Origin of the sequence: Ferriphaselus amnicola, assembly GCF_000974685.2 — a bacterium.
Taxonomy (GTDB): Bacteria; Pseudomonadota; Gammaproteobacteria; order Burkholderiales; family Gallionellaceae; genus Ferriphaselus; species Ferriphaselus amnicola.
Genome location: NZ_AP018738.1, coordinates 1,320,044 through 1,334,419 on the forward strand (window position 1 = coordinate 1,320,044; position 14,376 = coordinate 1,334,419).

Annotated in this window: 21 protein-coding genes; 18 read left to right on the forward strand and 3 right to left on the reverse strand. The window is 60.9% G+C overall.

Annotated features, from left to right (window positions below; all coding sequences use genetic code 11):
- Window positions 1-27 precede the first annotated feature (27 nt).
- Window positions 28-306, forward strand: coding sequence for an HU family DNA-binding protein (locus OYT1_RS06505; protein ID WP_062627150.1), 279 nt, complete (start codon window positions 28-30; stop codon window positions 304-306).
- 56 nt (window positions 307-362) lie between these two features.
- Here the strand turns inward: OYT1_RS06505 and OYT1_RS06510 are convergent, their stop codons facing one another.
- From OYT1_RS06510 to OYT1_RS06520, 3 genes are read right to left on the reverse strand one after another with little or no spacing between them, the layout of a single operon-like run.
- Complete coding sequence (locus tag OYT1_RS06510; RefSeq protein ID WP_062627151.1) at window positions 363-824, reverse strand: DUF3489 domain-containing protein; 462 nt, start codon at window positions 822-824, stop codon at window positions 363-365.
- Between the two features lie 15 nt (window positions 825-839).
- Window positions 840-1,019 (reverse strand): DUF6900 domain-containing protein, encoded by a 180-nt coding sequence (locus OYT1_RS06515; protein ID WP_035384447.1) that lies wholly within the window; start codon window positions 1,017-1,019, stop codon window positions 840-842.
- 11 nt (window positions 1,020-1,030) lie between these two features.
- Window positions 1,031-1,228: a hypothetical protein gene (locus OYT1_RS06520; RefSeq protein WP_035383961.1), complete on the reverse strand. Its 198-nt coding sequence runs from the start codon at window positions 1,226-1,228 to the stop codon at window positions 1,031-1,033.
- Window positions 1,229-1,346: 118 nt separating this feature from the next.
- Here OYT1_RS06520 and OYT1_RS06525 point away from each other — a divergent pair, with 118 nt between their 5' ends.
- The 17 genes from OYT1_RS06525 to OYT1_RS06605 all read left to right on the forward strand — a co-directional run bounded on the left by OYT1_RS06525 (window position 1,347) and on the right by OYT1_RS06605 (window position 14,375).
- The gene (locus OYT1_RS06525; RefSeq protein WP_081908815.1) at window positions 1,347-1,721 is read left to right on the forward strand and encodes an HNH endonuclease; all 375 of its coding nucleotides are present in this window, start codon (window positions 1,347-1,349) and stop codon (window positions 1,719-1,721) included.
- A 92-nt stretch (window positions 1,722-1,813) separates the two neighbouring features.
- On the forward strand, window positions 1,814-2,278 hold the full coding sequence (locus OYT1_RS06530; RefSeq protein ID WP_035383962.1) for a phage terminase small subunit P27 family: 465 nt from the start codon (window positions 1,814-1,816) through the stop codon (window positions 2,276-2,278).
- Window positions 2,278-3,990 (forward strand): terminase large subunit, encoded by a 1,713-nt coding sequence (locus OYT1_RS06535; protein WP_035383963.1) that lies wholly within the window; start codon window positions 2,278-2,280, stop codon window positions 3,988-3,990. Before OYT1_RS06530 ends, OYT1_RS06535 begins: the two co-directional genes overlap by 1 nt.
- A gap of 96 nt (window positions 3,991-4,086) precedes the next feature.
- A complete protein-coding gene (locus OYT1_RS06540) occupies window positions 4,087-5,262 on the forward strand; it encodes a phage portal protein (protein WP_051937912.1) in 1,176 nt (391 codons plus the stop codon).
- Window positions 5,252-6,175, forward strand: coding sequence for a S49 family peptidase (locus OYT1_RS06545; protein ID WP_035383964.1), 924 nt, complete (start codon window positions 5,252-5,254; stop codon window positions 6,173-6,175). Before OYT1_RS06540 ends, OYT1_RS06545 begins: the two co-directional genes overlap by 11 nt.
- A 65-nt stretch (window positions 6,176-6,240) precedes the next feature.
- Window positions 6,241-7,533 carry a phage major capsid protein gene (locus OYT1_RS06550; RefSeq protein ID WP_035383965.1) on the forward strand — a complete coding sequence of 431 codons (1,293 nt, stop codon included), beginning with the start codon at window positions 6,241-6,243 and terminating at the stop codon, window positions 7,531-7,533.
- Between the two features lie 48 nt (window positions 7,534-7,581).
- The gene (locus OYT1_RS06555) at window positions 7,582-8,031 is read left to right on the forward strand and encodes a hypothetical protein (protein ID WP_035383966.1); all 450 of its coding nucleotides are present in this window, start codon (window positions 7,582-7,584) and stop codon (window positions 8,029-8,031) included.
- A 10-nt stretch (window positions 8,032-8,041) separates the two neighbouring features.
- Window positions 8,042-8,269 (forward strand): hypothetical protein, encoded by a 228-nt coding sequence (locus tag OYT1_RS06560; protein ID WP_035383967.1) that lies wholly within the window; start codon window positions 8,042-8,044, stop codon window positions 8,267-8,269.
- A 2-nt stretch (window positions 8,270-8,271) separates the two neighbouring features.
- Entirely contained in the window at window positions 8,272-8,895 is a 624-nt protein-coding gene (locus OYT1_RS06565) for a head-tail connector protein (RefSeq protein ID WP_062627152.1), read from the forward strand.
- Window positions 8,892-9,224 carry a phage head closure protein gene (locus OYT1_RS06570; protein WP_062627153.1) on the forward strand — a complete coding sequence of 111 codons (333 nt, stop codon included), beginning with the start codon at window positions 8,892-8,894 and terminating at the stop codon, window positions 9,222-9,224. Before OYT1_RS06565 ends, OYT1_RS06570 begins: the two co-directional genes overlap by 4 nt.
- Window positions 9,217-9,720, forward strand: coding sequence for an HK97-gp10 family putative phage morphogenesis protein (locus tag OYT1_RS06575; protein WP_062627154.1), 504 nt, complete (start codon window positions 9,217-9,219; stop codon window positions 9,718-9,720). The genes OYT1_RS06570 and OYT1_RS06575 overlap by 8 nt, the downstream gene beginning before the upstream one ends.
- The gene (gene gp17 / locus OYT1_RS06580) at window positions 9,717-10,115 is read left to right on the forward strand and encodes a tail completion protein gp17 (protein WP_062627155.1); all 399 of its coding nucleotides are present in this window, start codon (window positions 9,717-9,719) and stop codon (window positions 10,113-10,115) included. The genes OYT1_RS06575 and gp17 overlap by 4 nt, the downstream gene beginning before the upstream one ends.
- Window positions 10,116-10,128: 13 nt before the next feature.
- Window positions 10,129-10,320, forward strand: coding sequence for a hypothetical protein (locus OYT1_RS06585; protein WP_035383970.1), 192 nt, complete (start codon window positions 10,129-10,131; stop codon window positions 10,318-10,320).
- A gap of 13 nt (window positions 10,321-10,333) precedes the next feature.
- A complete protein-coding gene (locus tag OYT1_RS06590; protein ID WP_035383971.1) occupies window positions 10,334-11,059 on the forward strand; it encodes a hypothetical protein in 726 nt (241 codons plus the stop codon).
- Between the two features lie 2 nt (window positions 11,060-11,061).
- Entirely contained in the window at window positions 11,062-11,385 is a 324-nt protein-coding gene (locus OYT1_RS06595; protein ID WP_051937919.1) for a hypothetical protein, read from the forward strand.
- A 14-nt stretch (window positions 11,386-11,399) separates the two neighbouring features.
- The gene (locus tag OYT1_RS06600) at window positions 11,400-11,636 is read left to right on the forward strand and encodes a hypothetical protein (RefSeq protein WP_051937922.1); all 237 of its coding nucleotides are present in this window, start codon (window positions 11,400-11,402) and stop codon (window positions 11,634-11,636) included.
- A gap of 9 nt (window positions 11,637-11,645) precedes the next feature.
- Window positions 11,646-14,375: a hypothetical protein gene (locus OYT1_RS06605; RefSeq protein WP_035383973.1), complete on the forward strand. Its 2,730-nt coding sequence runs from the start codon at window positions 11,646-11,648 to the stop codon at window positions 14,373-14,375.
- Window position 14,376 lies beyond the last annotated feature (1 nt).

The following is a 14,376-nucleotide window of genomic DNA, read 5'->3' on the forward strand; positions in this document are numbered from 1 at the left end:
GCTTTCAACCAAAATGAACGTAAAAACATGAATAAGACCGAACTGATCGAACAAATCGCCACACGCTCTGGCGTAACCAAGGCTGACGCTGGCCGCGCCGTAAACGCCATGCTCGACAGCATCGTCGAAGCTATCGCCAACGGTGACGATGTGTCCCTGCCAGGTTTCGGTTCGTTCAAGGCATCGGCTCGCGCGGCTCGTGAAGGCAAAAATCCTAAGACTGGCGAGAAGCTGACCATTGCAGCGACCACCGTGCCGAAGTTCTCGGCAGGTGCGACCTTCAAGGCTGCTGTCGCCAAGAAGTAATCAGGCTCACCCCTGAACAACAAAGAGCGGCGCATGCCGCTCTTTGCATTTGTGCATCATGCGATCCGGTATACCCGGTCGCGCCCCGGTTCCTTGCTTGATGTAATTTCCAACCCCAGTTTCTTTTTGAAGGCTCCGGCAAAGGTGCCACGCACGGTGTGCTGCTGCCAGCCGGTGGCGGTGCAAATCTCGCTGATCGTGGCTCCCTCCGGGCGCTTGAGCATGGCAATCACCTCTGCCTGCTTGCTGTTGGCGCGTGTGCGCCGCTGTGCAGGTTCGGCGGTTTGTGCAGCGCTGTTCCCCGGACGCGGCACCCCAAGGGCATCGTAGCCCTCTGCGGCCACGCACCAACCCTCTCCTTCGCGGGTGATAAGTGCACGGTTAAACATGGCGTCGAGCACCTTGCTTCGTGCGCCGCCCTTGACGTTATCGGGGAACCACTCGATTTTGCCGCCGGTGTGTTGCACGGCGTGCTCGATGATTTGGCGCTGGGTATCGGTGAGTTTGATGTCAGTCATTTTGATCTCCTTGAGTTACTTGGTTTGTTGGGATTGCTGGCCTGCGAGGTAGGCGGCTTCGAGGGCTGCCTTGATGCCCCACACCGACACGTCGTGGAAATCCAGTCGGTCGCTGTGGCGGGTTTCGAGGGTTTCTACAAAGAGGTGCTGCTTGGCGATGGTTTCGAGAATCTGGTTGAGGGCTTGGGCTTTCATGTTGTTGCTCCTTAAACGTTGTGGATTTTTGCGGCCTTGTCGAACCCGACCCAAACCCCGTTTTGGTCCAAACCGCGCGCGGCGAGTTCTTCGCGGGCCAGCCTGTTGAGATCCAACTCGCCGCGTGCTGCTGCGGCCAGTACCTTGGTCAGCGCGATCTGGATAAAACCGACTTCGTCGACCGTGAATTCGTTGGTGGTGTAGCTCATGTTTTGCTCCTGCGTTGTTGTTGATGACGGTGACATGAACGCTTCGTTTTTGAAGTAAATCAACTCGTTTCTGCAGAAAGATTCCGCATCCTTTTTAAGCCGCTATTGATTGTTTGAAATGCCTCGCAAAGCCCCCACGCCCTGCCGTCACCCCGGCTGCGCGGTGGTGCTGGCCACGCCCGGTTACTGCGATCTACACCGTGTGGCTGTACACCGTGACTACGACCGGACACGCCGACACGAACCCGAGCGCGCGTTCTACAAATCGGCAGCGTGGCAGCACACCCGTGAAGCGTTCCTCCGGGCACACCCGTTGTGCTGTGCCTGCGAGGCCAAGGGGCTGACGGTTGCAGCACGTGTCGTGGACCACATCACTCCGATCAAGTCGGGTGGCGAGCGTCTGGACTGGCGCAACCTGCAAGCACTGTGCATCCCCTGTCACAACAGTAAAACCACGGGCGAGTGGCAATCGAGGCGGCGTATGCCCCCCTAGGGGGGTGAAATCTCTACGACTCGAACACAGGGGACCGGACGCCTGCCCAAATTTTTGCGCGTGCAAAATGAAAAACTTTTTTTCCAGAAAACATGGCCGGACGTAAACCCCTTCCAACCCGCGTCAAGCAGGTCAAGGGAACCTTGCAGAAGTGCCGCACCAACACGCGCGAGCCGAAACCGACCAGCGTGTTGTGCGATCCGCCGGAATACATGAGCGAGAGCGCAAAGGAAGCGTGGCGCTATGCCGTCGAGCATTCCCCGCCGGGATTGCTGTCGGCACTCGACGGTGCAGTGCTGGAACGCTGGGCAAACTGCTGCGGCATGTACCGCGAGGCGCTGGCCAAGATCAACCAGACCGGCGTGTCCGGCATGCTGGTCAAGACACCCAGCGGCATTCTGCGGCGCTCGCCACTGATGGATGTGATCCGCGATCTGGCGCTGGAAATGAAAGGCTACGAATCCGAGATGGGATTCACGCCCGCCTCGCGTTCGCGCGTGTCGGTGCCGACCGATCCGGCCAGTAAAGATGACCCTTGGGATGAGATTGCAGGCTGATGGCTGTATCCAAATACACAACACTCGCCCGGCACTATGCCGAGGCGGTGGTGGCTGGCGACCTCCCTGCCTGCCGCTGGGTGCAACTGGCCTGCCAGCGACAACTGAATAATCTGGCCCGGTTCAAGGGTAAAAGCAGCCCGTACCAGTTCAACCCCAAGCTGCTGGACAAGAACGGTCGCCAGTTCCATCCGGCAGACAACCTGTGCGCCTTCATCGAACGGCTGCCGCACGTCAAGGGGCCGCTGGCCGGTGAGCCGATCAAGCTGGAACCGTGGCAGGCATTCATCCTGACCACGGTGTTTGGCTGGGTGAAACCGGATGGCAAACGGCGCTTTCGCCGTTCGTATATCGAGGTGCCGCGCGGCAATGCCAAATCCACGCTGTCCTCGGCAGTCGCGCTGTACATGCTGGCCGCTGACCGCGAAGGCGGTGCCGAGGTGTATTCACTGGCCACCACCCGTGATCAGGCGCGCATCGTGTTCGGCGATGCCCAGACCATGGCGCGCAAGTCAGCCGGATTCCGCAGCCGCTTTGGTGTGAACGTCGGTGCACATAACATGCATGTGCTGACCAGCGGCTCGAAGTTCGAGGCACTGTCGGCTGAAGGTTCCACCCTCGATGGTTTGAACATTCACTTCGGTTGCGTGGACGAGTTGCATGCGCACAAGACGCGCACCGTCTACGACGTGGTGGAAACCGGCACCGGCAAGCGCAACAACTCGCTGCTCTGGGTGATCACCACAGCAGGCAGCAACCGCGCAGGCATCTGTTACGAGGTGCGCACCTTCGTCACGCGCATGCTGGATGGCGTGTTCGAGGACGACAGCCAGTTCGGCATCATCTACGGGCTGGACGATGGTGACGACTGGACCAGCGACTCGGCACTGATCAAGGCCAACCCCAACTGGGGCATCTCGGTGCAGCCGGAAGTGCTGCTGCCGCTGCAGGCCAAGGCCATGCAGATGCCGAGTGCCACCAACAACTTCAAGACCAAGCATCTCAACGAATGGGTCAACGCCGACACGGCGTGGATGGACATGCGGGCATGGGATGCCTGCTCTGATGCGAGTCTCGATCTGGATGACTTTGCCGGACAGCCCTGCTGGATCGGCCTCGACCTGGCCAGCAAGACCGACATCGCGGCCATGGTGCTGGTGTTCCGGCATCCGGAAATCGCCGGTGGCTATGCTGTGTTCGGACGCTACTACCTGCCGGAAGACACAGTGAATGGGTCCAGCAACAGCCAGTACAGCGGCTGGATGCGCGCCGGTCGCCTGACGGTGACACCCGGCAACGTGATCGACTTCGGCTGGATCGAAGCCGACCTCATCGATTTTGCCAGCCGCTTCGAGATACAGGCTGTGGCGTTCGACCCGTTCCAGGCCACGCAACTATCCACGCGGATGCTGGAAGAAGGCCTGCCGATGATCGAGGTACGCCCCACGGTGCTGAATTTCTCGGAACCAATGAAAACCGTCGAGGCACTGGTGCTCCAGAAAAAGTTGATCCACGACAACGATCCGGTGCTGACCTGGATGGCCTCCAACGTAGTGGCACATCTGGATGCCAAGGACAACATCTATCCACGCAAAGAACGACCAGAGAACAAGATCGACGGGATCGTGGCACTGATCATGGCGATCTCGCGCAGCATTTTGCCGGGCGAGGCCGTGGTGCTGGATGCCGATTACGAACTGATGCTGCTATAGGGCGATACCTTGGGACTGTTTGATTTTTTCAGCCGCTTCCGGGCCTCCAGTTCCGACCGCAGCCCATGGGGTGACTTCTGGTTTGAGCCGGTGGGTATGAGGGCAGGCACCGGCATGCGGGTGTCGGCGGACTCAGCGATGCGCCTCACAGCAGTCTATGCCTGCGTGCGCACCCTGTCGGAAACCATGGCATCACTCCCCTTCGTGCTGTACCGCACGGATGCATCCGGCGGCAAGGTGCGGGTAACCAACCACTGGCTGTATCGCTTGTTTGCCCGCCGTCCAAACCGGTTTCAGAATCCGTTCGAGTGGCGCGAGATGATGCAGGGGCACTTGGCACTGCGCGGCAATGCGTATAACCGCATCGTCAGCAACGCCTCGGGCGAGATCACCGAACTGGTGCCGATCCATCCGGATCGCATCCGCATCGAGTTGTTGCCCAGTGGCGAATTCCGCTACCGGATTACCGACCGTGATGGCCGCGAAACGGTGCTGCCGCGCGGCGAGGTCTGGCATCTGCGTGGTCTTTCCTCGGATGGCCTGCTCGGCATGAGTCCGATCGAGATCGCCCGCGAAAGTGTCGGCATGGCACTGGCAGCGCAGGATTATGGGGCGCGATTTTTCGCCAACGATGCGAAACCGACTGGCGGCTGGATCGAGTTTCCCGGCTCGTTCAAGGATGCCGAAGCCAAGAAGGTGTTCCGCGAGTCGTACCAGCAGGCACAGTCAGGTGCCAATCGCGGCAAGGTGCTGGTCCTCGAAAACGGCATGAAATTCCACGAGGTCGGCGTCACCAACCGGGACGCCCAGTTCCTCGAACTGCGCAAATTCCAGATCACCGACATCGCGCGGTTGTTCCGGGTGCCGCCGCACATGATCGGCGATCTGGATCGGGCGACCTTCTCGAACATCGAGCAGCAGAGTCTGGAGTTCGTCATGCACACCATGACGCCATGGGCCGAGCGCTGGGAGGCCAGCATCGAAGCGGAACTGCTGCCGAATGACGACGGGCTGGAAGTCGAGTTCGACTTTGCCAACCTGATGCGCGGTGATGCAGCGAGCCGCGCCGGTTACTACCAGAGCGGCATCCAGAACGGCTGGCTGACACGCAACGAAGCGCGCCTCGCAGAAAACCTGAACCCGCTCGAAGGACTCGATGAGCCGCTACGTCCGCTCAACATGACCGAAGAATCGGATGCAGAGGAAGCCTGTGACGAACCGGCAGAAGAACCTCCCACTCCAGAACCGAAAGAACCCGAAGATGAAACGTGAACTCCTGATCGCCGAGTTTCTGGCGACCCCTTGGGCCATGATGCCGGAACGGCTAAATGCCGTGGCTGCCGTGCTCACCCGCTGGTCGCGCGGGGATATGGCTTCCGCCGAAACCATGCAGCAGATCGAAGCCGACAAGGCCGCCCGATCGGCTCGCCGCGAGCAACTGGCAGGCTCGTCTGGCAACGGCATCGCCGTGCTGCCGCTCTACGGTGTGGTCACCCAGCGCGGCAACCAGGTCGACGATGTGTCCGGTCCGGGCAGTGTCAGCACTCAGCGGTTTGCCTCGGCTTTGCGCGAAGCGATTGCCGATCCCGCCGTGGGCGGCATCCTGATCGACATCGACAGTCCCGGCGGCAGCGTCTATGGCGTGGCCGAACTGGCTGACGAGATCATCGCGGCTCGCTCCCAGAAACCAGTGGTTGCCATCGCCAACAGTCTCGCGGCTTCTGCCGCGTACTGGATCGGCGCATCCTGTTCGGAGATGTATGTCACGCCCGGCGGCGAAGTCGGCAGCATCGGCGTGTGGCAAGCGCACTTCGACTATTCGGAAGCGCTCGCGCGTGACGGCGTGAAGCCTACGCTGATTTCAGCAGGCAAGTACAAGGTCGAAGGCAATCCCTATGCGCCGCTGGATTCCGATGCACAGTCGTTCATGCAATCCCGTGTGGATGATTACTACGCCGCCTTCACCAAGGCCGTCGCCAAAGGTCGCAATGTACCAATCTCGCAGGTGCGCAGCGGCATGGGCGAAGGCCGTGTGCTGGGTGCCGATGCAGCACTTGCACAGAACATGGTCGATGGCGTCGCCACTTTCAGCGATGTCGTAAGAAAAATGCAGCGCGATCTGAAAGCGTCGAAACCTAAAGCCAACCGTCTGGCACTCGCCCGGCGAGAACTCGAAATCCTGTAGTCCCCCTGTCGTACCGCAACCCCAAACCGCCCTCGTGGCGGTTTTTTCATTTGGAGAACCGAAACATGAGCAAACAACTACGTGAGTTGCAGTCGAAGAAGGCGGCACTCGTCAAAGAAGCCCGTCAACTTACCGATCTGGCGGCAAGCGAATCCCGTGACATGACCGATGCCGAGGTCGCCGCCTTCGATGCCTTGCGTACCAAGATCGACGCCGCCTCCGGCGCAATCGACCGCGAAGCCGCACTGATCGCCGAGGAAGCGCGCCTGTCTGCCAGCCAGGCGCTCGGCATTGTCCTGACCGACAACCGCGCGGACGATCCCAAGCATGGCTTCAATGCCATTGGTGATTTCATGCAGGCGGTCTATCAGGCGCAACAGCCCGGCAAGGGCATTGATGATCGCCTGATGATCGGTGCTGCCGCTCCCACCAGTTTCGGCAACGAGTCCGCCGGTCAGGATGGTGGCTTCCTCGTGCCGCCCGAATTCTCGCGCGAAATCTTCCGCCTCAGTCTGGGCGAGGATTCCCTACTGCCGCTGACCGACAACGTCGAGATTACCGGCAACACCATGGCTTTCCCCAAGGACGAAACCACCCCATGGGGCACCAACGGCATCCGCGCCTACTGGCAAGGTGAAGCCGCTGCCGCCAACGCCACCAAGCCGGTGCTCGGTCTGGCCTCGCTGCGACTGAAGAAGTTGATGGCGCTGGTGCCGACCACCGACGAGCTGCTGGATGATGCCAATGCGCTGACCAGCTATCTGCCGGACAAGATCGCCACCTCGATTCGCTGGAAAACCAACGAGTCCATCCTGTTCGGCGCAGGCAACGGTATCCCGGTCGGCTGCATGACCGGCAACGCCGTGGTGACGGTCGCCAAGGAATCTGGCCAAGCCACACAAACCCTGCAACCGCAGAATCTGGCCAAGATGATTGCCCGCCTGCCGCCCGGCAGTTTTGCCAATGCGGTATGGATCATCAACAACGATGTGCTGCCTGCGCTGTTCACCCTGAGTCTGGGCAACTACCCGATCTACCTGCCGAATGGATTGACGGTGGGCGGCATTCAGGTCTCGCCCTACGGCACCCTGCTGGGCCGTCCGGTGATCGTGTCGCAGCACGCCAACACGTTCTCCAGCCAAGGCGATGTGCTGCTGGTGGATCTGTCGTACTACCAGTCCATCACCAAGGCCGGTGGCCTGCAGACCGCGACCTCGATGCATCTGTATTTCGATGCCGACCTCACCGCGTTCCGCACCACCTTCCGCATGGACGGCCAGTCCAAGATCGCCAACGCGATCGACCCGGCCAAGGGCAGCAGCAAGCTGTCGCCGTTCATCCAGCTGGCCGCACGCTAACCAACCAAGGCGGGGACAACCCCGCCTTTATTTTTTGAGGATTCCACCATGCTCCCAAACGCAAAATGCAGTGAACTCGTATCCATTCTGGCCTCGCTCGATCCGGTCAGTCAGGCGGCAGGTACTGTCGCCACCGGCTGGATTCCGGTCGGCAACTTCCATGCAATTCTGGCACTGATCGAAACCGGTGCGCTCGGTGCCAGTGCCACGCTGGACGCCAAATTCCAGCAAGCGCTCGATGCTGCAGGCACCGGCGTCAAGGATGTCACCGGTCGCGCCATCACCCAGATTACGCAAGTTGGTGGTGGCTCGGCCAAGCAGGCGCTGATCAACCTGCGCCCGGAAGATCTGGACAGCGCCAACGGCTACGGCTTCGTTCGCCTGTCGATCACGGTTGGTGTCGCCGCCAGCCTTGTGGCCGCGCAGGTGATCGGATTCAACCCGCGCTTTGCCGATGCTTCTGCCTTCAACCAAGCTGCTGTCGCGCAGATCGTTTAAGGAGTCAATCATGGCCAAACGCATTCTGCTCTCGCAGAGCTTCAACGCCGTCGATGGTGGCGGCAACAGCTATCCCAAGTACCGCGCGGGCGAGCATTACGAGCCCTCCGAGGAAACCGAACGTCTCGTGGCGGCAGGTATCGCCGAAGCAATAGAGGTGGCCGACGAAACCGCACCTGCCGCCGATCAGGTTGTGACGGATACCGCCGGCCCGCCTGCTGATGCTACGGCTGCCTGACCATGCCGCTTGTGATCGTCAACCAGCCTGCGGCTGAACCGGTCACGCTGGACGAAGCCAAGCTGCATCTGCGGGTCGATGCCGTCGAGGATGACCCCTTGATCGGCGCACTGATCTCGGCGGCACGCCTGCATGCCGAGACAGTCACGGCCCGGCAACTGATGCCCGCGCGCTGGAAACTGGTGCTGGATTGTTTTCCGGGGCCGTCGCTGATGGGTGTGCCGATTGGTGTGGGATTTTCTTTGCCGGGACACGCTATCCTGATTCACAAATCGCCGGTGCAGCAGATCATCTCCATTCGCTACCGCGATATGAGCAGCGTCTGGCAGGAAATGCCTGCTGCCGACTATGTTGCCGATCTCAGTTCCGAACCTGCGCGCATCACCCCTGCCTTCGGCAAGGTCTGGCCACCGGTACTGCCGCAGATCGGCAGCGTCGAAGTGCTATTCGATGCGGGCTATGCCAGCGCCGATCAGGTGCCTTCCGGCATCAAGCGCTGGATGCTGATGCGCGTCGGCTCCCTGTATCAGCACCGCGAGGAGTTCAGCGTGTTGCCTGCCGGACGCATCGACCCGCTGCCGTTTGTTGATGGGCTGCTTGATCCCTATCGTGTGGTGACAGTATGACTACCCGTGTATCGGCAGGCCGCCTCGACCGTCGCATCACCTTGCAGCAAAAGACCGCTGCACGCGGTGCGCTCGGCGGACATCAGGAAGTGTGGAGCAATCTAGCCACGGTCTGGGCCGAAGTGCGCGATCTGTCCGGTCGCGAAATCTTCAATGCCAAGGCGGTGGGCAGTGCCGCCACCCGCGTCGCGACCATCCGTTATCGGGCTGACGTCAAAGCCGACCATCGCGTGTTGCTCGCCAACGGCATCAAGCTGCGCATCGAGTGGCTGCGCCGTATCGAACGCCACGAAACCCTTGAACTGTACTGCCTGGAAATCGATGAGTGATATCCCAATCAAGGGGCTGGCCGAGTTGCAGAAGCTGCTCGACGAGTTGCCTGCACGCATCGAGGCCAATGTGGTCCGGGGCGGCGTGCGTGCCGGTGCCCGAGTCATCGCCAACGAGGCGAAGCGCCTGTGCCCCGTGGGCGGTGTGTCCGGCAGCCTGCGCAAGGGTGAACAACCCGGCGCACTGCGCGACTCGATCCGTGTGTCGGCCAAGTCCTCGAAGGGCCGCGTCACGGCCACCATCAAGGCAGGCGGCAAGAACGAGGTGTTCTATGCGGGCATGGTCGAGTTTGGCACTGCACGCCACCTGATCAAGCCGAAGAACCGCAAGAGCCTGTCAGTCGGCGGCGATCCGCGCGAGGCCGTCCAGCATCCCGGTGCAAAGAAGAAGCCTTTCATGCGCCCGGCGCTGGATGCCAAGGCGCAGGATGCCGTGGAAACCATGGCCGACTATGCGCGCAACCGGCTGCCAGATGAGATCGCCAAACTCAAATGAAAGCCGAAACCGTCATCAAGACCCTGCTGGAATCCGCCGCACCGGTTGTGCAGATTGCCGGTCAGCGCATCTATCTGGATGCACGACCGGAAGCCGATCCGCTGCCTGCTGTGGTGTTTGAACTGATCAGCAACCGGCATGACCAGCCTGCCTTTCCGGGCATGGGCAGCGAACTTTCCACCGCGCGCATCCAGGTCAATTGTCTGGCACGCACGGCAGAAGAAGCTGTCGCGTTGCGGGATGCCGTGCGCGCCGCCTGTCATGTGCAGTCCGGCGTGATCGGCGGCGTGTCGGTCATGGCGAATCTGGCCGACATCTCAGGCCCTGACAGCTACGACCCGCTGGTCGACATTTACACCAAACCCATCGATTTCATTTTGCGCTACCTGCGCTAACCGGAGTAACCCCATGGCCAAAACTGCCCCTGCCGCAGCGCCTGCGGCACCGATCGACTCGTCCGCAGAAATTGAAATCTGGTTTGCCGACTTGCTGGCAAGCCTGCCGCTGCTGCGCGAAACCGAGAACTACAACCGGCTGCGGGAAGCCTGCGACGACCTCAAGTCGCGCCTGCAACCCGCAACTACTACCCCCATCGTTTAACTGAGGAGACATCATGAGTCTGACCTTCGGCAGCGGATTCCTGTACGGGATCAACACCAATGCCAACTCCACGCCGATCAAGCTCGGCAAATTGCAGGACGTATCGTTCGACTTCTCCTTCACGCTGAAGGAACTGCGCGGGCAGAACCAGTTTCCGCTGGATGTGCGGCGCGGCTCGGGCAAGCTGACCGGCAAGGCGAAGTTCGCCGAGCTTTCCGGGCGCGCGTTGAATGACCTATTTTTTAGTGGCACGTCGGCCACCGGCCTGCTCCTGTCGGCAGTCAACGAAGTCGGCACGGTCACCACGGCTACCGTCACGGTTGCCAATGCCGCCAACTTCGACACCGATCTGGGCGTGGTGTATGCCGCAACCGGCTTGCCGCTCACCAAGGTAGCGAGCGCCCCCGCTGCCGGTCAGTACAGCGTATCGGGTACCGGCGTGTACACCTTCAACACCGCCGACAACACCAAGCAGGTGCTGATCGACTATCTGTACAACGCCACCACCGGCGGCAGCAAGATCACGCTGGGCAATGCGCTGATGGGCAACACCCCGACCTTCATGGGCGTGTTCACCGCCCAGGTCGGCGGCAAGACCAATACCCTGAAACTCAACGCCTGCACCTCGTCGAAACTGGCGCTGGCAACCAAGCTGGAGGACTACACCATCCCGGAACTGGATTTCACGGCGATGGCGGATACCACCGGCTCCCTTGGCATCTTCTCTGTGGCGGATTAATCATGATCAACGGAAAAACCATCACCCTGTCCGGACGCGAGTTCGTCGCTCCTCCCGTCAACTGGGCCACCTTCAAGCAATTCAAGGTGGAGTTCGCACAAATTCAGCAAGGTACATGGACGCCCGACTTCGATGTCATGGGCTCCATCATCCTGCAGGCATTGCAGCGCAACTATCCGGAACTGACCGAGGCGGAACTTGGCAAACTGCTCGACATCGCCAACATCGGTATCGCCTTCTCGGCGGTCATGAATGCCAGCGGCTTCGAGGATCGTGCACCGGGGGAAGCTCCGGCGGCAGTGAGCCCATCGACTGGGACGAACTGACCGCCCATATCGCCATGTGCACCGGCTGGTCGTGGGACACCATCGACCGGGAAATGGACCTGATCCGGTTTGCCGCGATGAGCCGCTACTGGGACAGGCATCCGCCGCTGCACCTCATGGTGCAGAGCTATCTGGGCATCAAACCGGTCATTCGTAACACCACCCAAGCCAAGCCGGAAGCGGCCAACACCGACGACGACCTGCAGGAATTCGTGCAACTCTTCACCGCCGCTGGCGGCACCCTCAGCTAGAGAACTCTCATGTCCACCACCATCGGCACACTCGAAATCGAGATGGCGGCGAATATCGCCCGTCTGTCTGCCGATCTGGGTGCCGCGCGCGCCGAGGTCAACAAGACGATGGGTGACATCCAGCGTTCGGTGGCCAGCATGCAGGAAGGCATCCAGTCCGGCATGGGCGGTGTCACGGCGGCGTTCGGCAAGGTGAATGTGGCGATTGCCGCCGTCACGACTGCACTCGCCGGAGGCGCTGCCTTCAAGAGTGCGGTCGAGGAAACAGTCAACATGACCAAGGAAGCCAATGCGCTGGGCAAGTCCCTCGGCATTTCTGCGACCGAGGCATCCGTGCTGAATGTGGCGCTGGGCGACATCTACCAGTCGTCGGACACCATGCTGGCCGCCAACAAGGCGCTGACCAAGCAGTTGATCGGCAACGAGGGCGCGTTCAAGGAGTTGGGTGTCGCCACCCGCGACCAGAACGGCCACTACCGCAACAGCCTGGACATCATGCTGGAGGTCAACCAGCGCCTGCTCGGATTCCGCGAAGGTACTGACCGCAATATCGAAGGCATGAAGGTGTACGGCAAAGCCTGGGGCGAAGTGTCCGGCATCCTGAAGCTCAACACCGACTTGATGGAAGCCTCCCGCGCCAAGGCGCGCGAGCTGGGCCTGATGGTCGGCGCAGAAAACGTCGAAGCCACCGCCCGCTACCGCGCCGCGATGAACGACGTCGGTGATGTGGTATCCGCCGTGCGCAAGACGATCGGGGATGCCATGCTGCCCAAGCTGACCGAGATGGCGAACTGGTTTGCCAATGTCGGGCCGCAGGCGGTAGAAGTCATGCGCACCGTGATGCAAAGCTGGCTCAGCCTATCGGCCAGCATCGGCGATGCGGTCAAGGCGGCTTGGACTGCGGTGTCCGATGTGTTCTCTGTCGTGGTCGATGCCGTCAAAGGCGCACTGGGCGATGGCAGTCCCTCGATTTCCGGCATGCAGTTGTTCAAGAACATGTGCGCGGTCGTCGAGATCGCCGTCATCACCCTGCGCACCGGATTCGAGGAATCGTTCGCTGCCATCGCCTTGGCTGTTGAACTGGTAGTGATCGGCATCAAGCAATTCGCCCAGATTGCGTCGGCGGCCTTCCGACTGGATTGGGAAGGCGTCAAACAGGCATGGTTTGATGGCTCGACCGCTGCCGCCGAAGCCGTCGAGCGCAATATGAAGCGCATGACCGATGCGGCCCAAAAAGCCCGGCAGGACATCGACAACGCGGTCACCCGCGCCTATGCCGATCCCAAACCGGTCACGCCCACCGAAGCGAAGACTGGCGGCAATACGTCCAGCGGCAAATCCGAGTCCGGCCAGAAGCCCAAGTCGCACGTTGCCGAGTATGAAGCGCAACTGATGGAACTCAAGCAGGCACGCGACCGCGAGAACGAGGTCAATCACACCTTTTTCGAGTTCTCCAAAACCGAAGAGCGCGCCTACTGGCAGGCCATTCTGCAAACCCGCAACCTCTCCAAAGAGGAACGCATCGCGGTCGAGCGCAAGATGCTGGATGCCTCGCTGGCTGTAAGGAAGGAAGAAGCACAAAGCCAGCAGGAAGAAATGAAGCGACAGATCGAGGCCACCCGCGCCGGTTCCATCGAGCGGATTCAGGTTGCCATGCAAGCCACGACCCGCATCGGCGAGCAGTACGGGCTGGAGAGCCGCGAGTATCGCAAGGCGGTGGACGAGGTGCGTCGTGCCGCGCTCGAGCGTGCCAAGGAAGAAGAACGTCTCACCCAGATGCGCGCGGATTCGGCACGCAATGCGAATCTGCATCTGCTGTCCATGGAGCGCGAGCGTCTGAATCTGTCGAAGCAACTGGGCGACATCTCGGCGATCGAGGAGATCAACGCCCTGCGCGATCTGGAGAATCGCAAATACCAGATCGAACTCAAAGCTGCCGAAGACCGTGCCGCACTGGTGGAAGCAGAACCCATCGCCTATCAGCAGGCCATGGACCGCATCGCCCAGATCAAACAGCAACACGATCTGGAAATGCAGCGCTCGACGACCGCTCTGGCGCAGGCGCAACGGAATGAAGCGTTGCAGATGTTCCAGCCCTTCACCAATGCCTTCGAAAAAAGCGTCACCGCGATGATTCAGGGCACGCTCACCTTCAACCAGGCCATGCGCAACATGGCGCAGTCGATCGTGATGGAGTTCGTGAATATGGGCGTGAAGATGGTCGCACAGTGGCTGGCCAACGAGGCCGCCAAAACGCTCGCGACCACCACCGGTACCTCCATGCGCACCACGCTGGAAACCTCGGCGGCCACGGCCACCAAGTCGATCGCGGTGAGTACGGCCAACGTCGAGGTAGGTGCCAAGGCAGCCAGTGCTGCAGCGGGTGCCGCCTCGTCGCAGGCCTCGATTCCGTTCGCAGGTTGGGCGATGGCCGCTGCCGCCTTTGCGGCGGTGATGGCGATGGTGCTGGGAGCCAAGAATACGATCGCGTCCGCTGCCGGTGGCTTCGACATTCCGGCAGGACTCAACCCGATGACGCAGTTGCACGAGCGCGAGATGGTGCTGCCTGCTGAGCATGCCGACACCATTCGTGGCTTGTCGGCGAACGGTGGCCAGCAGCCGATCAACATCCAACTCTCGACCTTCGACACGCAGGGCGTGAAGCGCTTCCTGATGGACAACGGCAGCGTGATTGCCGATTCCCTGCGCGCGCAGGCCAGAAACTTCAAAACGATCTGAC